The sequence below is a fragment of the Gilvimarinus sp. 1_MG-2023 genome (assembly GCF_030548285.1).
Window position 1 is genome coordinate 1 of the sequence record NZ_JAUOSC010000014.1, and the last position, 25,168, is coordinate 25,168.

At 50.0% G+C, this 25,168-nt stretch carries 21 protein-coding genes; 6 read left to right on the forward strand and 15 right to left on the reverse strand.

Going from position 1 to position 25,168, the window contains the following annotated elements; translation table 11 throughout:
- Positions 1-104: 104 nt before the first annotated feature.
- Both pssA and ilvC read right to left on the reverse strand, forming a co-directional pair.
- Positions 105-983 carry a CDP-diacylglycerol--serine O-phosphatidyltransferase gene (gene pssA / locus Q4563_RS13500; protein WP_303604835.1) on the reverse strand — a complete coding sequence of 293 codons (879 nt, stop codon included), beginning with the start codon at positions 981-983 and terminating at the stop codon, positions 105-107.
- Positions 984-1,095: 112 nt separating this feature from the next.
- On the reverse strand, positions 1,096-2,112 hold the full coding sequence (gene ilvC / locus Q4563_RS13505; protein WP_215975608.1) for a ketol-acid reductoisomerase: 1,017 nt from the start codon (positions 2,110-2,112) through the stop codon (positions 1,096-1,098).
- Positions 2,113-2,229: 117 nt separating this feature from the next.
- Here ilvC and ilvY point away from each other — a divergent pair, with 117 nt between their 5' ends.
- Together ilvY and Q4563_RS13515 are read left to right on the forward strand one after the other, a co-directional pair.
- Positions 2,230-3,096 carry an HTH-type transcriptional activator IlvY gene (ilvY, locus tag Q4563_RS13510; RefSeq protein WP_303604836.1) on the forward strand — a complete coding sequence of 289 codons (867 nt, stop codon included), beginning with the start codon at positions 2,230-2,232 and terminating at the stop codon, positions 3,094-3,096.
- Between the two features lie 399 nt (positions 3,097-3,495).
- The gene (locus Q4563_RS13515) at positions 3,496-4,311 is read left to right on the forward strand and encodes a helix-turn-helix transcriptional regulator (RefSeq protein WP_215975610.1); all 816 of its coding nucleotides are present in this window, start codon (positions 3,496-3,498) and stop codon (positions 4,309-4,311) included.
- A 59-nt stretch (positions 4,312-4,370) separates the two neighbouring features.
- Here the strand turns inward: Q4563_RS13515 and ilvN are convergent, their stop codons facing one another.
- Genes ilvN through Q4563_RS13530 form a run of 3 tightly spaced genes read right to left on the reverse strand, consistent with a single transcriptional unit; the run spans position 4,371 to position 6,853 of the window.
- Positions 4,371-4,862, reverse strand: coding sequence for an acetolactate synthase small subunit (gene ilvN, locus Q4563_RS13520; protein ID WP_215975611.1), 492 nt, complete (start codon positions 4,860-4,862; stop codon positions 4,371-4,373).
- 1 nt (position 4,863) lies between these two features.
- Positions 4,864-6,600, reverse strand: a complete 1,737-nt coding sequence (locus tag Q4563_RS13525) for an acetolactate synthase 3 large subunit (protein ID WP_215975612.1) — start codon at positions 6,598-6,600, stop codon at positions 4,864-4,866.
- 1 nt (position 6,601) lies between these two features.
- The gene (locus Q4563_RS13530) at positions 6,602-6,853 is read right to left on the reverse strand and encodes a hypothetical protein (RefSeq protein ID WP_303604837.1); all 252 of its coding nucleotides are present in this window, start codon (positions 6,851-6,853) and stop codon (positions 6,602-6,604) included.
- 183 nt (positions 6,854-7,036) lie between these two features.
- Here Q4563_RS13530 and Q4563_RS13535 point away from each other — a divergent pair, with 183 nt between their 5' ends.
- Positions 7,037-7,468 (forward strand): DUF4124 domain-containing protein, encoded by a 432-nt coding sequence (locus Q4563_RS13535; protein WP_303604838.1) that lies wholly within the window; start codon positions 7,037-7,039, stop codon positions 7,466-7,468.
- 39 nt (positions 7,469-7,507) lie between these two features.
- Here Q4563_RS13535 and clpB read toward each other — a convergent pair whose 3' ends face one another.
- The 3 genes from clpB to rluD form a co-directional block, all read right to left on the reverse strand.
- Complete coding sequence (gene clpB / locus Q4563_RS13540) at positions 7,508-10,156, reverse strand: ATP-dependent chaperone ClpB (RefSeq protein ID WP_303604839.1); 2,649 nt, start codon at positions 10,154-10,156, stop codon at positions 7,508-7,510.
- 149 nt (positions 10,157-10,305) lie between these two features.
- Entirely contained in the window at positions 10,306-11,073 is a 768-nt protein-coding gene (pgeF, locus tag Q4563_RS13545) for a peptidoglycan editing factor PgeF (RefSeq protein ID WP_303604840.1), read from the reverse strand.
- Positions 11,063-12,019: a 23S rRNA pseudouridine(1911/1915/1917) synthase RluD gene (rluD, locus tag Q4563_RS13550; RefSeq protein WP_215975617.1), complete on the reverse strand. Its 957-nt coding sequence runs from the start codon at positions 12,017-12,019 to the stop codon at positions 11,063-11,065. The genes pgeF and rluD overlap by 11 nt, the downstream gene beginning before the upstream one ends.
- Positions 12,020-12,165: 146 nt before the next feature.
- Between rluD and Q4563_RS13555 the strand changes: the two genes are divergently transcribed.
- A complete protein-coding gene (locus tag Q4563_RS13555) occupies positions 12,166-13,065 on the forward strand; it encodes an outer membrane protein assembly factor BamD (protein ID WP_215975618.1) in 900 nt (299 codons plus the stop codon).
- A gap of 74 nt (positions 13,066-13,139) precedes the next feature.
- Here the strand turns inward: Q4563_RS13555 and Q4563_RS13560 are convergent, their stop codons facing one another.
- Positions 13,140-14,771: an NAD+ synthase gene (locus Q4563_RS13560; RefSeq protein WP_303604841.1), complete on the reverse strand. Its 1,632-nt coding sequence runs from the start codon at positions 14,769-14,771 to the stop codon at positions 13,140-13,142.
- A 129-nt stretch (positions 14,772-14,900) separates the two neighbouring features.
- Between Q4563_RS13560 and Q4563_RS13565 the strand changes: the two genes are divergently transcribed.
- Together Q4563_RS13565 and Q4563_RS13570 are read left to right on the forward strand one after the other, a co-directional pair.
- Entirely contained in the window at positions 14,901-16,508 is a 1,608-nt protein-coding gene (locus Q4563_RS13565; RefSeq protein ID WP_303604842.1) for an ATP-binding protein, read from the forward strand.
- Complete coding sequence (locus tag Q4563_RS13570; protein WP_215975621.1) at positions 16,505-17,896, forward strand: sigma-54-dependent transcriptional regulator; 1,392 nt, start codon at positions 16,505-16,507, stop codon at positions 17,894-17,896. The genes Q4563_RS13565 and Q4563_RS13570 overlap by 4 nt, the downstream gene beginning before the upstream one ends.
- A 35-nt stretch (positions 17,897-17,931) precedes the next feature.
- Here Q4563_RS13570 and Q4563_RS13575 read toward each other — a convergent pair whose 3' ends face one another.
- Genes Q4563_RS13575 through Q4563_RS13600 form a run of 6 tightly spaced genes read right to left on the reverse strand, consistent with a single transcriptional unit; the run spans position 17,932 to position 25,141 of the window.
- Entirely contained in the window at positions 17,932-18,330 is a 399-nt protein-coding gene (locus Q4563_RS13575) for a type IV pilin protein (protein WP_303604843.1), read from the reverse strand.
- Between the two features lie 12 nt (positions 18,331-18,342).
- On the reverse strand, positions 18,343-22,521 hold the full coding sequence (locus Q4563_RS13580) for a pilus assembly protein (RefSeq protein ID WP_303604844.1): 4,179 nt from the start codon (positions 22,519-22,521) through the stop codon (positions 18,343-18,345).
- A gap of 35 nt (positions 22,522-22,556) precedes the next feature.
- The gene (locus Q4563_RS13585) at positions 22,557-23,087 is read right to left on the reverse strand and encodes a pilus assembly PilX family protein (RefSeq protein ID WP_303604845.1); all 531 of its coding nucleotides are present in this window, start codon (positions 23,085-23,087) and stop codon (positions 22,557-22,559) included.
- Positions 23,088-23,107: 20 nt separating this feature from the next.
- Positions 23,108-24,139: a PilW family protein gene (locus Q4563_RS13590; RefSeq protein WP_303604846.1), complete on the reverse strand. Its 1,032-nt coding sequence runs from the start codon at positions 24,137-24,139 to the stop codon at positions 23,108-23,110.
- A gap of 10 nt (positions 24,140-24,149) precedes the next feature.
- The gene (gene pilV / locus Q4563_RS13595) at positions 24,150-24,542 is read right to left on the reverse strand and encodes a type IV pilus modification protein PilV (protein ID WP_303604847.1); all 393 of its coding nucleotides are present in this window, start codon (positions 24,540-24,542) and stop codon (positions 24,150-24,152) included.
- Positions 24,539-25,141, reverse strand: a complete 603-nt coding sequence (locus tag Q4563_RS13600; RefSeq protein ID WP_303604848.1) for a GspH/FimT family pseudopilin — start codon at positions 25,139-25,141, stop codon at positions 24,539-24,541. Before Q4563_RS13600 ends, pilV begins: the two co-directional genes overlap by 4 nt.
- Between the last annotated feature and the right edge of the window lie 27 nt (positions 25,142-25,168).

Below are 25,168 nucleotides of genomic sequence, written 5' to 3' on the forward strand. Positions count from 1 at the left end.
ACTACTTTTATGAAATTAATTTTACAGCGCGCAAATTTGCTACAACTTGCCTATAAAAAAGGCGGCCTGCGGCCGCCTTTTTACCCTAGCAAGCCCTATTACACTCAGGCAGGGCCTTGGGGATGCCGTTCCTCATCCGCCACAACCCCCGCTTTCTCAGAGTCTGCAGTGCTTTTAGCCGGAACAAGTATGGATTTTCTCTGCCAAATCCACATTGCCGGCCCAGATGCCGCATATATAAGTGCCATCCCCAACAATACCCGGGGCGGATCAATACTAACGACAACAAAAATCAACACTACAACCAGCATTTTTACAAATGGGACGCGCCCACGAAAATCAATATTCTTAAAGCTGGTATAGCGGACATTGGACACCATCAAGAGCGCAGCCACCCCCGTCATAAAGGCGGCCAGTATCGCTAGGGGCACATTCATTGCGACATCGTGCCCCGTCCAGACGGTCGCGGCGATAAGCGCGGCCGCCGAGGGGCTTGCCAGCCCGACAAATTCGCCTTTATCGACCTTGCCAATCTGAGTATTAAACCGCGCCAAGCGTAAAGCAGCACAAGCGGCAAAGCCAAAGGCCGCCGCCCAACCAAACTTACCCAAATCCGCCAAGGCCCAGTTAAACATCACCAAAGCAGGGGCCAGCCCGAAAGACACCATATCCGACAAGCTATCGTATTGCTCACCAAAGGCGCTGGAAGTGTTGGTCAGACGTGCCACACGGCCATCCATGCCATCTAGCAGCATCGCAACGAAAATGGCGATAGCCGCCACATCGAATTTACCTTGTGTCGCTGTAATAATGGCGTAGAAGCCACTAAACAAGGCCGCTGTAGTAAATAAATTAGGCAGTAAGTACACGCCGCGATGCCGAACTTTTTTATCGCCCTCTTGCACCTCTTCGACATGCTCGTCGAAAGGAAGCAGGCTATCGTCCTCTTGCTCGCCAACTGACTTTTCCGATTCCTGACTCATAAAGCCTCATATTACCCATTTAAAACATTAGCCTAACACAAAAACAACAAACCCCTGCGCAAGCAAGGGTTTGTGGCCAGAAGCGGCGCTTCCGAAAATAACAGGACGCGACTTAGTTTTTGTCTTTGTCGACGATCTTGTTAGCCTGAATCCAAGGCATCATGGCGCGCAGCTTCTCACCCACTTGCTCGATTGGGTGCGCCGCGTTGTTGCGACGGTTAGCCGTCATGGATGGGTAGTTGTGTGCACCTTCGGCGACAAACATCTTGGCGTACTCACCGTTTTGAATGCGCTTAAGTGCATTGCGCATGGCTTCGCGTGACTCAGCGTTGATCACTTCTGGGCCGGTAACGTACTCGCCGTACTCGGCATTGTTCGAGATCGAGTAGTTCATGTTGGCGATGCCGCCTTCGTACATCAAGTCAACGATCAGCTTCAGCTCGTGCAGACACTCAAAGTAAGCCATCTCGGGCGCGTAACCCGCTTCGGTCAGGGTTTCGAAGCCCATTTTAACCAGTTCAACTGCACCACCACACAGAACCGCTTGCTCACCAAACAGGTCAGTTTCGGTTTCGTCTTTAAAGGTAGTCTCGATAATACCGGTACGACCACCACCTACACCTGAGGCGTAAGACAAGGCTACATCTTTAGCTTTGCCAGAGGCATCTTGTTGAATCGCGATCAAATCAGGGATACCGCCACCGCGAACAAACTCGGTACGCACGGTGTGGCCAGGCGCCTTAGGGGCAACCATAATCACGTCCAGATCTTTGCGCGGCACGATTTGGTTGTAGTGGATGGCAAAGCCGTGGGCGAAAGCCAAGGTAGCGCCTTCTTTCAGGTTTGGCTCAATCTCTTCTTTATATAGCTGAGCTTGGAATTCATCGGGAGTCAGCAGCATAACCACTTCGGCACCGGCAACGGCTTCAGCTACTTCGCTTACTTTTAAGCCGTGAGCTTGCGCTTTAGCAACCGAAGAAGAGCCTTTACGCAGACCGACAGTGACGTTAACGCCAGAGTCGTTCAGGTTACAAGCGTGGGCGTGCCCCTGTGAACCGTAACCGATGATGGCAACTTTTTTGCCTTGGATAATGGAAAGATCGCAATCTTTATCGTAGTAAACCTGCATAACAGACTCCTAGTAATCAGTGAATGGAAAGAATTGCGCGCAGTTTAGTCAATATTTCTTGTTACGTAAAATGATATATTTAAAACCTTATATTTCATAATATGCAACAATAGACCTATGGACATACACAAACTCAAGCTCTTTCTCTCGCTGGCCTCCACCGGCCACTTTGGCCGCGCAGCCGCGCAGTGCCACGTCAGCCCCTCTACCATGAGCCGCAACCTTCAGCAGCTAGAACAGGAGCTTGGAGCCGCCTTGGTGGACAGAAACAACCGTTCCGTTGCCCTGACTGAAGCCGGCCATCGTTTTTTGCAGTTTGCCCGGGAAACATTACAACAGTGGGAAACCTTTCAAGACTCCATTCTGGCTGACGCCCATACCCTGCGCGGTCAACTCAGTATTTATTGTTCCGTAACGGCCAGCTACAGCTTTTTGTATGAAATTCTCGCCGAGTTCCGAACCCGCCACCCCGGCATTAATATTAAATTGCACACCGGTGATCCCGCACAAGCGATCGAACGAGTTACCGGCGGTTATGAAGATATCGCCATCGCGGCGCGCCCCAGCACCCTGCCTGCAGAGATTAACTTCAAAGCGATTGCCAGCTCGCCACTGCGCTTTATTGGCCCTAAAGATTCATCCTTGCTCCCTGCAGCTGACGGCGAACACTGGCAAACACTGCCAATGATCATCTCCGAAGAAGGGCTCGCCCGCGAACGCTTTAACCAGTGGTGCCAGCTTGAAGGAATTGCACCCAACATCTACGCGGAAGTAAAAGGCAACGAAGCCATTGTCAGCATGGTGAGTTTAGGTTTTGGGGTGGGCTTGGTGCCGCATATCGTACTGGAAAACAGCCCCCTAAAAGACCGTGTCGCTTTATTGGCGGACCAGCCAGACTTGGGACCTTTTGACACGGGAATTTGTGTACTGGAAAAACGCCTTAAAAGCCCAATCGTCTCCGCCCTGTGGGCTGAGGTTCAATAGAGGAACGGGGCTATACCGCATCATGCCCAGCGTTGGTAAGATGTCCACACCATAGTGGTATTTGGGCCCTGCTGACTTATACCCATCATGTTGCCGTAGCGATAGATACTGGCAATGCCATCGACGACAGGTGCACCCCGCAACTGATAGTGGCTTTGGACGGCACTTGTGAGTTGTATTTACGCACTTCCCAAGCAGTGTGGTGGCACTGAGTCACTGTACTATCCCCTACAAAGTATTAGACCTGTTATCAAACGCGCAATTGTCGCAATTACCGAGGTTGTTCGGTAACCTCTAAACAGAGGGTCTATAACAGGCACTACGCTTTTTAAGGCTTTGTATATCGCTCACTTAACAGCCTATTTGGCTTATTCACCCAACCTCAAATAGACACTTAACATGAAATCCGATCCGCCTACCGCCCCTAACTCACTGCAGATCACACCGCAAATATGCCAAATATGGGATCAATTGGCACAATTTGATGCGGCCAGGAGCGACGAAGCGCTGGATTATTTACTGGAGTCGCTGTGCCAACTGGTAGAGGGCACTTCAGCATCCTGGATAGGCGCGTTGCGTTTAAACGCGCACGAGCCAAACGACCCTTTACTGGGCTGGCGCCCGCGCATTACTCATCTAATGGATAGCAAGCCCAGTACCAACGCCTTTATAAAAAACAAAATGCAAGAAATTGATAAGACGGGACCAGACCCATCGCTGCAAACCCAGGTGCGTATGGCGGGCAAGTTTAGAGTCTATTTACAAGATGATATTGTGGATAAAACTTGGTACCAAGGTGACTATTATTTAACGCAAAAGGAACACAATGGGTTGGTGGATCGGCTGTATGTGGTAACGCCTCTCAATGAGGATATGGAGTGCTACATAACGGTTGACCGGGTGGGTACACAACCGCCTTTTTGCCGCAGCGACTGCCAGCAAGCCGCGGCGCTACTGCGCGGATTAAGTTGGTTTCAGCGTCAGGTGGCACTGTCTTATGGCTTGCATATTGGCGCCGTGGCCATCACCCCCACCGAGCGTCGAGTACTGCAGCAATTACTCACCGACAGCAGCGAGCGCGAGATCGCCGACGAGTTAGGCTTGGCCTACACAACTGTGCATTCCTATGTGACCTCTATTTACCGCAAGTTTGATGTGAATGGACGGGCCGGCTTGACGGCTTTGTGGTTGGGGAAAGGCTTAACAGTTTGTTGATAGGAGACGACTGGCAGGGCGGGAAAAGCTTAGCGCTCTTCCCGCTCCGACCAAGCCAATTACAAGCTTAAGACTTTCTCGCCGCGGGCAATGCCCGAGACGCCGGAACGTACCACCTCCAAAATGGAAGCGTCACCGACCGCCTGCAAGAAGGCGTCGAGTTTATCGGAAGTGCCGGTAATCTGAATAATATAAAGGCTGGCAGTGACATCGACTATTTGACCGCGAAAGATGTCCACGCAACGCTTAATTTCCGCGCGCTGAGCTCCGGCCGCCTTAACTTTAATCAGCATAACCTCACGTTCGATGTGCGCGCCTTCGGTTAAGTCGACCAATTTCACCACATCAATTAACTTGTTAAGGTGCTTGGTGATTTGCTCGATTTTGTGATCGTCACCGATGGTGGTCAACGTTAAACGCGACAGGGTTTCATCTTCTGTGGGCGCAACAGTCAGCGACTCAATGTTATAGCCGCGCTGAGAAAATAACCCAACAACGCGCGACAATGAGCCCGGCTCGTTTTCCATTAATACTGAAATAATTCGTCTCATATTAAGTGCGCTCCGTTTTGCTCAGCCACATGTCACGCATAGACGCGCCTGCGATTTGCATGGGATAGACGTGCTCGGAGTTATCCACCGCAATATCCATAAACACCACGCGATCTTTCATTGCAAAGCACTCTTCCATTTTCGCCTTGAGCTCTTCTTTTTTGGTGACACGAATACCCACATGACCGTACGCCTCAGCCAGCTTAACAAAGTCTGGCAGCGAGTCTTCGTACAAGCTTTCAGAGTAGCGGCTACCGTACTGCATATCCTGCCACTGCTTCACCATACCCAACGCTTGGTTATTCAGGCAGATAATTTTGATTGGCAAATGGTACTGTGTGCAGGTTGCCAACTCCTGAATACACATTTGAATGCTGCCTTCGCCGGTTACACAGGCCACAACGGCATCGCGGTCGGCCATTTGCGCCCCCATAGCGGCGGGCAAACCAAAGCCCATGGTGCCCAAACCGCCGGAGTTGATCCAACGACGTGGTTTATCAAATAAATAATACTGCGCGGCAAACATTTGATGCTGCCCCACATCAGAGGTGACATAGGCATCGCCCTTGGTCACTTCATGCAAGGTTTTAATCACATCCTGCGGCATGATCTTGCCAGATTCGGCCTGCTGGTACCGAGGTGCCACATAGATGCCGTGGTTATCTCGCCACTCTTCAATCTGCTGCCACCAATTTTTAATCGCCCCAGCATCCGGAACTTCGTCACTTTCGTTCACCAACGCCAGCATATCGGTCAATACACTATCCACAGCCCCAACAATGGGGATGTCGGCGGTAACGGTTTTCGATATAGAGGCCGGATCAACATCAATATGAATGATCTTAGCGTTAGGGCAGAATTTGTTGACCGCATTAGTTACCCGGTCATCAAAACGCGCGCCCACGGCCAAAATGGCGTCGGCGTGATGCATAACCATATTCGCCTCGTAGGTGCCGTGCATACCCAGCATACCCACAAACTGACGATCGGTGCCCGGATAAGCCCCAAGGCCCATTAAAGTATTGGTCACCGGGTAGTTCAATTTGCGCGCCAGCTCGGTCAGCAACTCCGAACCATTGCCTTGCACTACACCACCACCGGCGTAAATCACCGGGCGCTTTGCCTCAATAAGCAACTGCACAGCTTTTTTAATTTGCCCGGCGTGGCCACGAGTCGCTGGCGTGTAAGAGCGGATTTTCACCTTTTCCGGATACTCATAAGGGAAGGTATCAAACGGATTGGTGATATCTTTAGGTACATCAATCACCACCGGGCCCGGCCGGCCGGTTGCGGCAATGTAATACGCCTTTTTCACAATCTCAGGAATATCGCGCTGATCGCGCACCATAAAGCTGTGTTTCACGATAGGGCGCGATACGCCAACCATGTCGGTTTCCTGAAAGGCATCTTCACCGATACGCTCTGAAACCACCTGGCCTGAGATCACCACCATCGGAATAGAATCCATATAGGCAGTGGCAATGCCGGTAATGGCATTGGTAGCCCCTGGACCTGAGGTTACCAAAACGGTGCCCACTTGGCCGGTCGCACGCGAGTATGCATCGGCGGCATGAGTAGCCGCTTGCTCGTGGCGAACCAATATATGTTTAACTTCTTGTTGCCTGAAAATAGCGTCATATATATGCAGCGCTGCACCGCCTGGATAACCGAAAACGTATTCAACGCCTTCGTCATGCAGTGCGCGAATCAACATATCGCCGCCTGATAGCATTTCCACGTCATTTCCCCTTTAAACTGCTTGTCTCAATCATGGACTCAAGCACCAATGAGCAACCCCGAACCTTGAGATAGTCAAGGCCGGACCACTGGTGCTGTTGAATATTCTGGATTCCCCAAGTTACGCGCTTGTAGCTCATGCGGTTTCTTGGGTAGGCACCATCGGTGGATGCGCCTACGCGGTGCGGATGGTTCAACAAGCGGGTGACTTGCTGGGCGTAGCGATAGGCGCCGAGGTTATCGGCTGGTTCCACGCGCCATCTAGCGAGACTGTGTATTGTCTCAACATATGCTATAAAGTCAAGATTTTGCAGCGTTTATCCACGCTTTTAACTCCGCCTGCGACACACTTTTCACAGAATCGGAATCAAACTTTCGCGTCCACTGACAATTAGCGTTATAGTGAGGACGTTGATACAGCATAATAGGATGATCTCATGCTAAAACGTAACTGGCGCTTAGGATTAGCGTGTACGCTTCTAATTTTAGGGGCAAACACCACACACGCCGCCGACACTTTTTATAAATGGGTCGATGAAGACGGGACGACACACTACGGCACTCGCCCCCCCAATAACTCCCAGAGCACGGCCATTACGCCCAAAACGGGCCACAGTGAACCGGTTAATTACCAGCACTCCAGCCCCGAAAACAGCACCAATTCGGGAACCCCTGAGAGTGCAAGCGCAGAAGCGGAATCAAAGAAAGACCCTGAGCGCTGCGCAAAAGCTCGAAAAAATGCCGAGATCTTAGGCCGCGGCGGACGCGTTCGAGAAAGCACCGAAGACGGCAGCTTTCGGTTTTTAGGTGAAGATGAGAAGAAAACTCGCCTGGAAGCAGCTCAAAAAGCGATAAACGAAGCCTGCTAAGCTGGCATACGGGCCGCTTGAGCGGCCCGCGTAAGCACATCAGTGTTTAAGCTTGACCTGAAACTGTATCCGACCGTCTTCCAGAACCGCCTCAATCACATCGCCAGCGGCAAACTTACCGGCCAAAATGTCTTGCGCTAACGGGTTTTCGATTTGCTGTTGAATCGCCCTTTTTAATGGCCGAGCACCATAGACTGGGTCATATCCCGCATCGGCCAGCTGATCCATGGCCTGCGCACTGAGCTCCAATGTCATATCTTTCTCCGCCAAGCGCTTAGCCAGCTGAGCGATTTGGATATCGGTAATACCACGAATCTGGTTTTTGGCCAGCGGATGGAAAACCACGGCCTCATCGACTCGGTTAATGAACTCAGGGCGAAAATGCTGCCCCACCACTTCCATCACCGCATCTTTCATTGCGGCATAGCGATTTTCATTATTGGTGGAGTCGGCCAACTCGCCATTGGCGTCGAAGCTAACGGTGTCGAAAGACTTATCTTCGGCTAAGTCCTGAATGCGGTCCGACCCTAGGTTAGAGGTCATCACCACCACGGTATTGCGAAAATCTACAGTGCGGCCCTGGCCATCGGTTAGGCGGCCATCGTCCAATACTTGCAACAGTATATTAAACACGTCAGGGTGCGCTTTTTCGATTTCATCGAGCAGGAGCACCGAGTAGGGTTTGCGGCGCACCGCTTCGGTGAGATAACCGCCCTCTTCATAACCGACGTAACCGGGCGGGGCACCTATTAAGCGCGCCACAGAGTGCTTCTCCATAAACTCAGACATATCAATGCGCACCATCGCCTCTTCGGTATCAAACAAGAAAGAGGCCAGCGTTTTGCACAACTCGGTTTTACCCACGCCGGTTGGCCCTAAGAACAAGAAAGAGCCGTTGGGGCGATTCTCATCCGACAAGCCCGCTCGTGAACGCCGTACGGCATTGGCAACGGCCACCACGGCCTCTTCCTGCCCAATGACTCGCTTGTGCAGCGCGGCCTCCATTTGCAATAGTTTCTCTCGCTCCCCTTCCAACATTTTGGCCACGGGGATGCCCGTCCACTTGGAGACAACCTCGGCGATTTCTTCTTCACCCACACGGTTGCGCAGCAGCTTCATTTCCATCATGTCGACCTGGCTGGCCATATCCAACTGTCGCTCCAACTCGGGGATAATGCCGTATTGCAACTCCGACATACGCCCCAGGTCACCGGCCCGGCGAGCGGCTTCTAAGTCGAGGCGAGCTTGCTCCAAACTACTTTTTATTTCTTGCGAGCCGTGTAAAGCCGCTTTCTCAGTGCGCCATACCTCTTCTAGCTCAGAATACTTGCGCTCTAAATCGTCAATGTCTGCCTCAATTTTTGCCAGCCGTTTGCGACTGGGCTCGTCTTCATCTTTTTTGACGGCTTCACGCTCGATTTTGAGCTGTATTAATCGGCGCTCAAGCTTGTCCATCTCTTCTGGCTTGGAGTCGATTTCCATGCGAATGCGGCTACCCGCCTCATCGATAAGATCAATGGCTTTATCAGGCAATTGCCGATCGGTGATGTAGCGCTGTGATAATTTAGCGGCGGCAATAATCGCCGAGTCGGTTATATCGACCCCGTGATGCAACTCATAGCGCTCTTTTAGTCCACGCAATATCGCGATAGTGTCCGCCTCCGAGGGCTCGTCAACCAAGACTTTTTGAAAACGACGCTCGAGCGCGGCGTCTTTTTCAATAAATTGGCGGTATTCATCCAAGGTTGTGGCCCCTACGCAATGCAGTTCGCCCCGCGCCAAGGCCGGTTTGAGCATGTTCCCGGCATCCATCGCGCCCTCGGCCTTACCGGCACCGACCATGGTGTGCAACTCATCCACAAATAATATGACACGCCCTTCTTGCTTGGCGAGTTCATTAAGTACGGACTTTAACCGCTCTTCAAAATCACCACGGAACTTTGCGCCGGCCAAGAGTGAGCCTAAGTCGAGCGACAGCAAGCGCTTGTTTTTAAGCCCCTCGGGGACTTCACCGTTCACAATCCGCTGTGCCAGGCCCTCGACGATCGCGGTTTTACCCACACCCGGCTCGCCGATCAGAACCGGGTTGTTTTTGGTGCGGCGCTGTAAAACTTGTACGGTGCGGCGGATTTCATCGTCGCGACCAATCACTGGGTCCAGTTTTCCGGCCTCGGCTCGCGCGGTTAAATCGACAGTGAATTTATCCAGCGATTGGCGATTACCCTCGGCATCGGCATCATCAACAGTTTCACCACCGCGAACGGACTCGACCGCCTGCTTTAATCGTTTGGTATTTCCAGACTCACCGAGCAGCCTCCCCAGCTCGCTGGTACCGTCTTCCATTGCTGACAATAACAGTGACTCGCTAGAGACGAATTTATCACCGGCTTTTTGAGCGTGACGATCGGCCAGATTTAACAGGCGAGCCAAATCTTGCGACATGCGCACATCGCCATCTGGGGATTGCACTCGCGCCAACCGATCGAGGGATTTATTGAGCTCATTGCGCAATCCCTTAACATCGAACCCAGCTTGCATGAGTAACGGCTGCACAGTGCCGCCTTGCTGATCCAGCATGGCCAGCATTAGGTGCACCGGTTCCAGCTGACTGTGGTCACGACCCACCGCAGCCGACTGGGCGTCTGATAAGGCCAATTGTAATTGGTTGGTGAAACGATCGATGCGCATACTCTTTCCTCACACTAAAGCGGCATTGGCAAGCGGCATGGTCGCCGTTTATCTCTTTACCAGAAGTACTATTAAATAGATAAGGGCTTGTGGCTTATAAATCAAGACTCGTGGCGCCCTGGTTATTTTTATATTGCCCTGTAGCCGGTTTAAACTGCCAACCAAATAATAGAAGCCATACGCCCAGAGCCTTTACCATCACGGCGAAAAGAGTAAAAGCGATCACCTTGCTCGTAGGTGCAAAAATCTCCGCCGAATATTCGATCCACCCCAGCGCCGTTTAACTCAGCACGGGCTAGGGCGTAAAGATCGGCCATAAACCGCATAGGCTTTTGACCGGCAGTAAACGCGCCAGCGATCATATCGGCGTGCTGGTCATCAATGGCGGAGGCAAAAAAGGCCTCCAGTACATCCACCCCCACCTCGAACTGAGCCGGCCCAATAGCAGGCCCAAGCCAAGCCATTAGCTCTGGGGTATCGTCGGAAAAAGTCGCCAAGGTTTTACGAACAATACCGGCAGCCAGCGAACGCCAACCTGCATGCACAGCAGCCACTTGCGTACCCGCCGTATTGCACAACAAAATCGGCAAGCAGTCCGCCGTCAGTACGGCACAGGGCAACTCGCGCTGACGAGTAAAACAAGCGTCGGCAGTTTGCACCCAGCCATCGGCCGAAGCCTCAACGACTTTGTCGCCATGCACTTGCTCCAGCCACTGGGGGGCTCGCGGAATCAACCTATCCTCGACTAAACGTTGTCGATTTTCGCGTACCAATGATTCATCATCCCCCACATGGAGGGCGAGATTATTGCTTGCATACCCTCCCCGGCTAGCACCGCCTAAACGTGTGCTGGTTAGGGCGCGAACGGTGGTGGGTGCTGGCCACTCGGGGATAATAAAGTCTGTCTCACGACTCATGATCTTGCTCCAGCTCTGTCAGTAACGTTTGCATATCGAGCGGTAAGGGTGCACTCCATTGCCGATACTCTCCTGTCGCAGGATGAACTAAGCCCAACTCAGCGGCATGTAAGGCTTGCCGTGAAAACTGCCGCAGAACATCTGCCAGATGCGGACTAATACCCGCTGGGCGTTTAAAGCGGCCTCCGTATACCGGATCTCCGACCAATGGATGGTTAATATGCGCCATATGCACTCGAATTTGGTGCGTTCGCCCCGTCTCTAACTTTAACCGCAGGTGGGCATGTCGAGTATAACGCTGAAGCACACTGTAATGAGTCACCGCCGGCTTTCCGCTGTGGGGCACCACTGCCATCTGCTTGCGCTGCTTTGGGTGCCTGCCAATCGGCGCATTGACTTTGCCCGGCCCGGTAAACTGGCCTATAGCAACCGCTTCATATTCCCGGCTGACGGTGCGCGCTTGCAGCTGACTGACTAAATTGTGGTGTGCCGCTAAGGTTTTAGCCACCATCATTAACCCAGTAGTGTCTTTATCGAGCCGGTGCACAATGCCTGCACGTGGTAACTCTGCCATTTGCGGTGCATGATGCAGGAGCGCATTGACCATGGTGCCAGTATAGTTTCCCGCAGCAGGGTGCACCACCAAGCCTGCCGGCTTATTGATCACCATCAAATGATCGTCCTCGTGGACAATATCTAACTCAATATTTTCTGCCTGCCAGCTTTGTTCGCTTTCCAGCTCAGCCTTTAACACCAGAGACTCACCGCCAAACAGTTTGTCTTTTGCCTTGGCCGCGGCCCCATTAACGGTGAGCTCGCCGGCTTTTATCCACCCTTGCAAGCGAGCGCGTGAATAGTCGGGGAACAAGTTCGCAGCGATTTGGTCAAAGCGCTGCCCCCGACACTCCTGTGGAACCAGAGCCGAGAGTTCTATGATGGTTGTCATTTAAGCATTCTCTATTGCGGCGGCAGCTTTGGCTTAACCTCCGACTGTGTTTAAATAGCGGGTTGGCGCACCCTATCCCTAACGAGGCGTGGGCCCGGTAGCCTATCTACAAGGCTAAATGATAACGAATTGTGAGTTGTAACCCTATGCGAGCTCTAGTTTTTTTTCTGAGTGGTGCCCTTATGCTACTCAGCGCCTGTTCTTCCACCGGTGAAAGGCAGGACCTAACGTCCGAGGCCGACGTTTACGACAGGGCTATTCAGCACCTCCAAAACAGTCGCTGGGAGAGCGCAATCAGCTCTTTACAACTGATTGAAGAGCACTTCCCTTTTGGCAAGTACGCCGAGCAGGCACAGCTGGAAATTATCTTCGCCTATTACAAATCTGGTGACCCAGACGCCGCTATCGCTGCGGCTGACCGCTTTATTCGACTGCACCCGCAACACCGCAACGTCGATTACGCCTATTACATGAAGGGCTTGAGCACATACAGTAAGGATGAAAACTTCCTGTCGACCGTTATGCCGCTTGACCAAACCCAACGCGACCCAGGAGCGGCTCGCGAATCTCTCGGGCATTTTACTCAGCTACTTAACCGGTACCCTGACAGCACCTATGCCGAAGATGCCAAAAAGCGTATGCTCTACCTGCGCAACCGCTTAGCACGCTACGAAATTCACGTCGCCAATTATTATTTTAAACGCGGCGCTTATCTCGCCTCGATTAATCGCGGTCAGTACGTACTTGAAAACTTCCAAGAGACCCCTGCGGTGCCTGATGCGCTGGCGGTGATTGTACAGGGTTATCACTTGCTCGGCATGGACGAGTTATCGGATAGAACACTGGCAGTACTGAGATTAAATTACCCGGACCACCCCGCTTTTAACAATGAGGGGGATTTCGACTTCCAGCATGGCGATATCGAAGACCGCAGCTGGATAAGCAAAGCGACTTTCGGCTTGTTTGATAAACGCGACCCACGAGGCTTTGATTCGAGACGCTATTACGCCCCGCAATACCAAGATACTCCTCGCGTCTCTCAATAATTAAAGTCCGACAAAGCTCACTGGGCTTTGTCGGACTCGCGCGCACCTTTAATCAACTTCTAACCACCTAACGACTATTCCCCTGGACGCCAACCAGAGGTGATCGGGTAGCGCCGATCGCGACCAAATCCGCGAGCAGTAACTCTAGGCCCGATGGGGCTTTGGCGCCGTTTATACTCATTAAGATCTACCAGACGTATTACCTGCCGTACGTCATCCTCATTAAACCCTTGGGCGACAATCTGGTCGGCGCTGTAATCGCGCTCCACATACAAAGCCAATATTTCATCGAGAACATCATAGGCAGGCAGAGAGTCTTCATCTTTTTGGTCTGGCGCCAGCTCTGCCGATGGCGGTCGCGTTAGGACATTGTCCGGGATCACCGACGATAGACTATTGCGATGGCGAGCCAGGGCAAATACCTGAGTTTTAGGGACATCTTTCAGTACATCAAAACCACCCGCCATATCCCCGTAAAGCGTGGAATAACCGACGGCCAACTCACTTTTATTGCCTGTAGTTAACACCAAAAAGCCCTTTTTATTAGAAATAGCCATCAGCAACACTCCGCGACAGCGGGCTTGTAAGTTCTCCTCTGTCGTATCGGCAGACATTCCAGCAAACTCCGGCGCCAAAGCCTCCATAAACGAATCATACATAGATTCAATGCTGATCGACTGGTAGCGCACACCTAATCGCTCAGCTTCATCGGCGGCATCGTCTTTACTCATATCCGATGTATAGCGAAATGGCATCATCACCGCTTCCACACGATCCGCCCCCAGCGCATCGACAGCAATGGCCAGAGTCAATGCCGAATCTATACCACCTGATAAACCTAAAACCACACCGCGAAACCGGTTTTTTTCCACATAATCGCGCAGCCCCAATACCAACGCTTGGTACACAACATCCAACCGCTCCATGGCGGGCGTGAGTGGCTGCTGCGGCTTAATCACTAAACCATCGGAATTGCGAGTTATCTCACATGTATCAAGGGACTCGGTAAATGCTTTTGATCGCAGACAAAGTTGACCATTTTTATCCACCACCATGGATGCACCATCAAAGACCAGCTCATCTTGCCCCCCAACTAAATTGGTATACACGATGGGCATCTGCCCCTGACGAGCACGCTCGGCCAATAACGCTTCGCGCTCACCGGACTTACCCTGATGAAAAGGCGAGGCATTAAGGTTTAGCATGATTTCAGCGCCCGCCTCGCGAGCTTGCAGCATTGGCTGCTCCTGCCAAATATCTTCGCAAATCGTCAGTGCCGCTTTGGTGCCTTTAAGCTCAAACACACAAGGTCGATCACCCGCCACAAAGTAACGCATCTCATCAAATACCTGATAATTAGGAAGATGCTGCTTAGCGTACTCAGCAATCAGGTGGCCACTTTCTATAACACCTGCCATATTAAAGACGCCGGCTTCGGTAGCCTTGGGGTATCCCACGATCAATGTTATAGGCAATTGGGCCGCAGCAAGCGCTTGTAAGGCGCGCTCAATGCGCAACTGTAGGCTTGGGCGCAATAATAAGTCTTCGGGCGGGTAACCTGTAAGCGTCAACTCAGGAAATAAAATCGCGTCTGCACAGTATTGTGTGTAGGCTCGGCGGGCAGCCTCAAGCACACGCTGGGTATTGCCTGGAATATCGCCCACAAGTGTATTAATTTGCCCTAAGGCGATTGTTAGGTTTGCCATGGTTGCTCCGCTGGTAAAGTCGGGGATATTTTCCTAGAAAACGGGCCATTAAGCAAAACTAAGCGATACTGTACAATACTCCCTTAAGCATAATTGAATCCTTTAAACAGCAGGCATCCATAAACCCAGATGAAAACGCAGCATTCGATTTTTGAGCAGGGCTACGACCCCTACCAACTACTGCGGGTATATACCTATTACCGGGTTTTACTCGGCTGCATTATGCTGCTTATATACAACAGCAACCTTTTAACGAACGTATTGGGCAGTGAAAACGGGCTCGTTTTCTCCGCCACCACCTGGGTATACACCTGTATAAGTGCTATCTCTTTGTTGGCCGTCTGGCGCAACAAGCGGACACCAACCCTGCAGTCTCGGGTGTTTGCCCTGCTATCCGATATCCTCGCCATCACGCTACTGATGTACTCAAGCGGCGGCGCCACAAGCGGCTTAGGTTACTTAATGGTAGTCTCCGTAGCCGCTGCGGGTATGTTGCTCCCTGCACAACTAGCCATATTTATGGCCGCTTTGGCGACCATTGCCCTTATTGGCGAAAGCATTGCTCACCACGTAATATCAGGCATTGATACTAAATCGCTCTTCTCAGCAGGCGCTCTCGGCGCTCTAATTTTTCTGACTGCACTTGCCTTCCAGTATGTCACAGGAAAAATCCGTCGAAGTACGGCCGAACTTAAACAACAAACACAACATGTCGCGCACCTGCAAAAACTCGCACGACTGATTGTTGAGCGAATGCGTACGGGCATACTGGTTCTTAATAAAGAAGACGAAATTGAACTTATCAATGACGCTGCTCAATCTTTACTGGGCATTCAAAACTATAAAGACCGTTCAGCCAACCTTGACAGCTTACCCTCCATTAAACAGCAACTCACCCAATGGCGACAAAAATCCAGCACACCACCGGCCAGTGCTGTCATCCAAAATGAGAAATCTGCCTACGAATTGAAAATAAGCTTGGCCCAGCTTGAACTGGGCAAAGAAGAAGACACTCTAGTCTTTATAGAGGACAATCGAGCCATCACCCAACAGGCGCAGCAATTAAAACTGGCATCCCTAGGTAGACTAACTGCCAGTATTGCTCACGAGATTCGCAACCCTTTAAGCGCTATATCACACGCCAGTGAATTATTGGATGAATCTGAACAGATAGACGTATCGGACAAGCGTTTATTGGAAATAATCAAGACTCACACAATACGCGTCAATCAAATCATAGAAAACATTCTGCAGGTTTCTCGGCGCAGGAGCGCTGAGCCGACCAACATCGATCTTATTGCATGGACGGATAAATTCGTTAATGAGTTGGGTCACTCGTCCCCCTTAGTAATCACCAGACACCAACACAGCTCACTATTCGCCCCATTTGATCCATCGCAGCTCCATCAGGTTGTGTCTAATCTACTCGACAATGCGATTCGCTACGTAAAAGCCAGCCCAGACTCTCCATCGATTCAACTTATCACCGGAATTAGCACTGGTCGCGAAGCCCCCTTTCTAAAAATTATTGATAACGGCCCGGGGATTCCTCAAAATCATCAAAAGAATATTTTTGAGCCATTCTTCACTACCGAAAACACTGGCTCTGGTCTTGGGCTATTTATCTGTAAAGAGTTGTGCGAAGCCAATCAAGCGTATATTGACTATCAAGACAGTGACAACACCGGAAGCCAATTTACTATTTTATTTGCTCACCCGAAAAAGGAACAAAAATGACGCACGCAAAAACCGCGCTTATTGTCGATGATGAGCCTGATATTCGAGAGCTACTCGAAATCACTTTAGGCAGGATGCACATTGAGACTTTTAGTGTAGAGTGTGTGTCTCAAGCTAAACGATTACTAAGTGAAAGAGAGTTTTCGATTTGTTTAACTGATATGCGCTTACCTGACGGCAATGGCTTGGAGATTGTAGAGCATATCCAGCAACATCAACCAAAATTACCCTGTGCTGTTATCACAGCCCACGGCAACATTGATATCGCCATAGAATCAATGAAGGCAGGCGCCTTCGATTTTATCTCTAAGCCTGTTGATTTAGCCACTCTGCGTAATCTTGTCAACACTGCCATTCAGACCAATCAGCTTGAGCAAAAAAATACGCCCCCCAGCTCCCTATTAACTGGGGAGTCTCACACCATGCTCCAACTTAACAGTCGAATCGAAAAGCTGGCGCGCTCGCAAGCCCCCGTTTATATCAGCGGCGAATCTGGAGCGGGAAAAGAGTTGGTGGCGCGCTCCATTCACCAACAAGGCCCTAGACACAATGCCCCTTTTGTTGCGGTTAATTGCGGGGCAATTCCCAAGGAATTACTAGAAAGCGAACTTTTTGGACATGCAAAAGGTAGCTTCACTGGCGCTCACCAGGACAAACTAGGACTTTTCCAAACAGCCAAAGGGGGCACTTTATTCTTCGATGAGGTGGCGGACCTTCCTTTGGACATGCAAGTAAAACTATTGCGAGCGATACAAGAAAAATCTGTTCGGCCGGTAGGCGCTTCCGAGGAAATAAAAACAAATGTTAGAGTCCTGTGTGCCACCCATAAAAATTTACAAGAGGAAGTAGCCCAAGGAAACTTTCGGCAGGATTTATTTTACCGGATTAATGTTATTCAGCTTAAAGTGCCGTCCCTCAGGCAGCGCACTGAAGATATCCCACAACTCGCCGAACATTTATTAAACAAAATCTCGCAAGGCAGCATTGGCCCACAGCCGAAGCTAGCCAAGTCTGCAATGACAGCCCTTTGCCAGTACCCATTCCCTGGAAATGTACGTGAACTTGAGAATATTCTTGAACGAGCCTACACCCTGTGCGAAGAAACTGAAATCGAAGTGGCTGACCTCCAGCTTCCCGAAAACATTCAAAACATCAACAAAACTGACACTCAAACCTTATCCAGTACAAACACAGAAAATAGCTATTACTACCTGCGCTGCAAAGAATTTGACAGCTTAGTTGAATATTTAGAAGAAGTTGAAAAAGAAATTTTGTGTAAAACACTAGAACAGTGTCGCTGGAATAAAACACAAACAGCGAAATGCTTAGGGATTAGCTTTCGCTCTTTGCGTTATCGACTACAAAAACTTGGGCTGGATCAAGAATAGGCCCAACAGGCCTATTCTTGATCCAGCCCATACTATTACCAGCAGGTGTCGTATGTATCTGGCGTCGCATCCTTACCGCCTAAATTATTAATACTAAATTCCTGACACTCTGTATCTTTTGCCTGAATGGTACCTGCAATCGGAATGGCAGATGCTTCAAAGCTTTGCCCACCATCACCCACCGTCACTTCGATAGCATACAAGCCCTCGGCTGAGTCTTCGACCCCAACCGCACTGCAATCGGTAAAGTCAAAGTCTCGGCTGTAACACCGGTGCATTTGCTGTACACGGCTATTTAAAGAGGCTTTCGCATCTGACCGATTACTCTTTCTCACGCTATCCAAATAGGAGGGATAAGCAATCGCTGTGATGATTCCCAGAATGGCCACCACAATGAGAACTTCAATTAACGTAAAGCCTTTAATTTTTTTCATAAACATCCCCCCCTACTGAACCTGCCGCCAGGATTGACGACCACGAGTCACACTGGGCTCGCCTGTGCAAATAAACTCCACTGTGCCATCGCTATTTTGTTGAATAATAAAGGTACCACCATCACAAGGCACAGGATCGTCACCTTCAGGGCCGCCATCAATAGGCTCCCCTAGCTCAGTTAAGTTGTCGCTCTTAATACCCTCTTCTGGGTTTGTGTCATCCTCACCATCCGCGAACGGTGAATACGATGAATACAAGCCACCCACACCAATTAAAGCCATAATCCAGCTGTTACCACCGAAATCACAAGGGCTATCAGTAGGCACCACGGTTGGAAAAATAACACGATCATACAAAAGAATCGGTTTATCGACCACCCGCTCACCTGCAACGGTATCGAAATTCAAGACCCACCCCTCGTAGGTTTCCCAGTCGATCTCATCTCCATTGGGACCATCACCCTCATCTACTTGACGCGATTCCCCCACCTCAGACTCAATACTCTTCTCAAACAATGCATTACTTCCAACAAGCGCACCTGTATCAGCAATAGCATAAAAGCTCTGCAATGCCTGATCACTTAAGTCCCCGGTTGTTTGGTAGCTACCTGTACCAAAATACACCATGACCCCATCTGTACCATCTGTAAACTTCCGGTATGGATTCAAGCCAAGCACCGGAGAGGCGGTTATTGGTTGATCATCTTCAGATTCGAAAAGCTTATACTCCAAGTCTAAATTTTCAAGATCAAACTTATACATATTGCCTTTACGATCACCAGCGTAGGCATAGTTGGGCAAAAACCCAGCGCCCACCGACAGGGCCGGCTCACTCAACCCGTTATCATTGCCAACCCCTGTTTCAATATACTTGGGGTCATAGTTGCCATCTAACGGAATGACTACCAAGCGTGCTTTTGCATCATTACTGTTGTAGCCATTACCCAACAAAACTGCCCAACTACCATCGGGCATCGGCGCCACCACCGGAGTGGTAGTTACATTGCCAATTTCAGGGGCGTTATCTTTATTAAATTCAAACAGCACATTATCTTCACTAAACGAACCGGGGTCGGTCACATCTAGACCAAAAACGCCTTGACCACCCGCCCCGAGTGTACCCACCAAAATAGTGCGCCATTGATTATTAATATACGCATCACCGATAAAGATTTGGCCATCAACGGAAAACTTATGTGGATTAAATGAGGAGCCATAATTCTCATCGGTCCGACGCGCCAGTTGCTCGTAAACCGTTGAAGGAATATAGGCAAACCTCTCATGCCCTGTTAAACCATCGAAAGCGTGCAGCATACCGTCGTTAGCACCAACAAAAACCGTGCGATCGGATTTACCGTCGGCGAAATCTTGGTACTTATCCGCGCCGTTCGCTTCAATTCGCGCATACCCATAATTCTCTAAGCCGGCATATTTAGGGTTAGAATTTACGATGTCCCCCAGCCGCTGATCTGGTTCACGCTCATTAAAACCTTTCACTTCTTTGCCTCGCGTCCAGTCGACACGGGCCTGACCCTGACCATCGGTTCCGTCTAATATAGCTTGCTGCTCACCACTAAGATTACCCCATTCAAATTTAACAGCATTACTACCATTAAAAGTCCAGATTTTTCGGGAATCAGCAGCCGGAAGCAGGCTCGAAGCCGACCACAATACCTCACCCAAGCCAACTTCACCCAATGGCGCGGCAATAAGGTCACCACTCCAGCTCGTGGTATTAAAAGTCGCCTGATAAGCGACTGAGTCAGTCCCTAAACGGGTGGAGTTAGTCGCCACAGCACTGGCCGACCCAGCCGCCTCAGCAAAGGTTTCCAGTGCAGACTCAAGGGATTCTTCCAATTCGCGCGGATCTGTCGCATAGAAGTAAGTGGGGGCATCGTCACCAGGGGGTGACGTCACCTCATTGCCCGCCTCGTCTTGAGTATCAAACCCACCCCAACGCGAAGCGTAATACAACGGTTGCTCTAACTGGGCGCTAGATGATGCCTCAAGATTAAACACCTGAGTGGTAGCGTCGGAGTCGTTTGAATTACATGCACCCGTTGAGCCTGAAGTTCGACAATCACACTTAATACCGTCGCTGCCACAAGTTAAACCATCCGTAAAATCACTATTTCTGGTAAAGTTATTAATCCCAGAGTGAGCATGGAAGCCATCTTTATCGGTTCCTGCAATAACATAACCAAAACCCATTGGGTTGCCGGTCGATTGTGCAACTACTTTCGTAGTGATGGCCGCTTTATTACTAGAAACTTGGTAATTAATCATACCCCACATATCTTGGTCAAAGTCACCACCTTGCTCACTGTCTTCCCAGTTCACATACAGCGAGCCGGAGTGGACCCCGCCCGAATGATTTTGTTCCACGACCTTAAAATCCACAATGGCGCAGTTACCATCTGGATTAGGTGTGCGATTTCGACAGGCAGGTAAGAGGGTAACTTTGTCAGAGGAATTGGGGACAGGTATGCTCACGCTAGGTACCGCAGGAGCCAGAGCTATGCCAAAGGTTTGGATCGTTTCTTGACCTGAGGCCACACCATTGACGCGCGCATGATAAGCCAAACCGGCAATGGCATAGCTACCCTCTAAACGAGGTGCATCAGGACAAGTGCCAGCTACAGCCGATAAGCTATCAACTTTTTTGGCGGTACAAAGTTGATTAGTATCTCCGCCCGATTCACCCACAAAATAACTGCCACCGTGGATACCTTCTTCACTACCAACATGATCGGTGAGTGCCGATAAAGTCTCACCCTGTGCGATATCAGCAAAGCCACCCAGCTCATCTCCATCATATGAGCTAGTTGAAGCATTAAATTGCATTACTGCAGTAGGAGCGCAATAGTTATCGTCGGTAATAGGATCAACCCAGTCAATCTTACCCAGCCCCGATATAATAGTACTATCATCGGCGGCAAAATTACCGTACGCATTTTTTCCTGCCAAATAACGCAGAGATTCTAAGTAAATTTCCGATTGTGGGTTACCCCAGTTAGTGCACTGACCATTATTAAAGCTACCCTTGCCCCAACTACAACTATCAGTACTGTTGTAGAGCCCATCGTCATATTTATAACGGGCTATTCGAAAACTATTAAGGGTTTTAACAATACTTTCACCACTGTCTGGCTCAACAAATATACCGTGTTCATCCACTTCTTCAGCCATACTAGCCACATTCTTGCGCAGCGCCCCACCAGATTTATTTTTGGTGTAAGACCCTGTCATCAAACCAAACCAGATAGAGTCGTCCTCTCCGTAAGTTTGCAGCAAACCTACGGGCTTTAGTGAGCCATCATCATACTCTTTACAGTTTTCATTATTTGTTGCTGATATACCATTGGCGCAGACTTTCACCCGCACAGTATATTTATCAGCGGCGGATGGGGCTGACGAGTGGGCAAAAATACCGGATGCACTACTGTCATTGCCATTATTGCCTTCACCAATTACACATTGGTGCCGCTCATTACTAGCCCAGAGTGAGTAATTGCCTTTGGCCACAAGAATAGACGGTGCGGCGGTTATCTTTTGCGACTCTCCTGATGCGGCTTGGGTGACATTACATAAAGTTAAACCACGTTCCTCCTCCTTTACATGTTTGCCAGACGCCGAACTATATGGTGTCAATTGGTTTAAGTCTGAGCCGTTATAATATTTCGCAAAGGCGTGCGCATCTTCCGGCAAAAAAGCTCGCTCCAATACAGTTTCTGTGGCTTCATCTTTTTTTCTTTTACCACCGTATAAAATCTTACGAACAGCGTCCATGCGAGTCATGGTAGCCCAATTCATAAAATTACCACTCCAATCCCCCGAGCAATAATGCCCTGAAGCATCGCCACTAACACTAAACACTCCACCGGAATAGCTATAACATTTCTCGCTGTCAAAGTACCCGTAATAATCGTAATCATTCTTATAGGTCGTATCCACAACTCCGTCTTCGTCTAAGTCGGAGTAATCATCGTATGCCTTAAAGAATAATTGATGGTCATTCGACATATTCAGCATGACGATAGGCCGAACCGGCTGAGCCAAAAAGAGCGGCATTTGCGCAAGTTGTATGGCATGCACACTGTGCACACTCCCGAGCGACATTAAGCCCGTCACAAGCGCGATTAGCCAGTGGGGGCGTTTAACCATTTTTGTTACGCTTTTAATCATGTGCATGTCATTTCCCTCCGTATACTATTAACGGGAGTCATTTAAATTTCGTTACGATAGGTAGATTGCACAATAACTTGTGCATCTGTTGACCCGCCGACTGCGCGTGATGTCACTCGGTAGCGGACATCCATACCAGCTTTCATAAGACTGGCAAAATCATTGGCATTACCATCCAATCCAGAGCCGTAATAGCTCACTTCCTCTACGATAAAAACAGGTCGCTGACTTACACCTGGGATATCCACAGGATAAGTGGCAGCCTGAGCTTGCCAGTTATCTTCATACCCTTGCCAAAAAGCAGAGCTGGAGCTTTCAAGTGATTCGATAAACCCCTGTTGCTGCCCAATGGGAGCTGCAGCAACACCACCGGTCAATTGAGATTCTGCTTGTCGCAAAGCCGACTCTGAGGACTGAAAAGCGATCTGACGGTCGCGCATATTGCCCGCCATCTGCTCTTGTAAAGCCGTACCGCGCACCGCCGACAAACCAACAATGGTAATAGCTAAAACCATTATTAAACCAACAATCAAAGTGGCGCCTTGTTGCTGAAATAAACCATTTTTTCGCATTTTACGTTTCTCCACTTCGATCAGGGCAAAAGAGATCTAGCAGCCACCGTCGTTGAAAACACCTGCCGGATTCGATTATCGGTTGCAGTGATTTCTTCGCCCGCAAATTCATAGGTTTGTTGATCAGAGCTGGAATTATCATCAGGCGTCTGAACCAAAACATCCATCCGAACCGCAACGACCTGCTCCCAGTCAACACCGCCAAAATTATCAGAGTCGACAAACGCATCCACTTGCCCGTCGTTATCATTATTAATCCCAACGGTATAATTAATATTTTCCACACCCTGCAAAAGTTGAAACGCAGGGTTATGCTGCACCTTTTGATACAATCCCGGAACGCCTTCATCATCCTCAGCAATGTAATACACCACGCTATTAAGGCTAAATAATTCCGCGCCCACATCGATAGTGTCTTGCCTAGCATCCCCGCCGCCCCATACGGTTCTTGCATTACCAGGGTCGGCGCCCGCCGCATGGCTGATCGCAACTTCGTCCGCGCCCTCTGCCAAACCTGTCGCCTGAAAAACAACCGCTTTATCGCAGTCGGCAACCACCACTATATCGTTTTCACAAATACCACTAGGACAGTCTTCGCCAGGTGGAGTAGTCAAATCAACAAACACCTGATTAGCAGTATTTTCCCGAGAGACTGAAACGGAACGTTCATTGGCGGCCTGTACAATCAACACTAGCGTATCAGCAGCAGGCTCAGGATCTAAGACTAACCCACCGGGCAAATCGCCTTCCCCATAAACCCGCAGAGAATTCTCTGTGCTAAAATTGCTGCCGTATAGATCAGTATTGTTAAGCGTGTTTTTAAGATTCCACTCGGTTATGTCAGCGCAACCAAAGTAACCTGCTTGACGAATATCGCGAGCCAAGTAATCGATCGCCAACCGGCCGGTCTCTTGCAGACGCGACATACCTTGCTGGGTTGTAAACACCGTTTTGCTTGAGACGAACATTTGTACTACGCCGGTCATCAACACAACACCCAAGGAGATTGCGATCATTAACTCAACGATAGAAAAACCTACTTGACGCTTCATTGAGTGACCTTTATATTCGTGATACATATTCAAACGTTGTTTGTTCTGCTTCACCCTCTACATCCCCCTCTATCGGCTCATCCCAAGATATCGAGACCGTACAAATGCGGCCAGCACAATCAACATCTCCTTCACCGCCAGGCAGCACCGAAACCAGCTGATCCACGTCGGGCTGAACGATAGCTCCACCTTCTTCAAACCAACCGGCATCAGACAATATACGCAGCTGCTCCAGAATGTCGTAGGCGACAATATTCGCTTGGGAGCGTAAGTACGCACTGCCATTATATTGCAATGAGCGAGTTTGTAATGCGGCAACGGCCATTAATGCCGTGGAAAGTATTAAGGCTGTTATCAGCACTTCAATTAAACCGACCCCGAGTTGATTTTTTTGATTGTTCATGCTGAAGCTCCACCAGGACACTCAGTTTTATTGACATCCATCATCCCTGCCACCCCAACACTAATTTGTCGCTGCTTGGTACCTTTACAGCCATCGACATGCACCGTAAAAATGACGGGTGTTGTATTGTTGTTTCCCCCAATACGAGCCAGCTCGCCGGTACTGGTATAACGAACAAAGCTAACAGCGCCGCCATTATCAGCGGTGATTTCGCTGTCCTCGTGTGGCGAGTCGAACTCAGCAACAATATCGCCAACGACTACTGCACCAGCACCATCTGTAGCAGCAGAGTCCGTTACAACCAGCCAACCATTATCCCATGACCCACCACAAGCGGTCAGGTCAGCATTCGCAGCACATAAACTGACGCGTTCACCACGCTTTATTGCCTCAGTTCGGGTGATCTGTAAGGCATTCGCCAACTCTTCGCCTAATGCTTCTGATCGATTATTGGTTAGCAAGGTCTTCATGCTAGGCGCGGCAATGGATACCAATACCGCGACCACCGCGACCACCGCCATCAACTCAATAAGAGTAAACCCCTTGGAGCGGTTACAGCTCTGTGTTTTTCTGAGGCACCTACGTTGTATCCGGTTCAAAGGTTATTCTCCAGTTAGTGCACATTT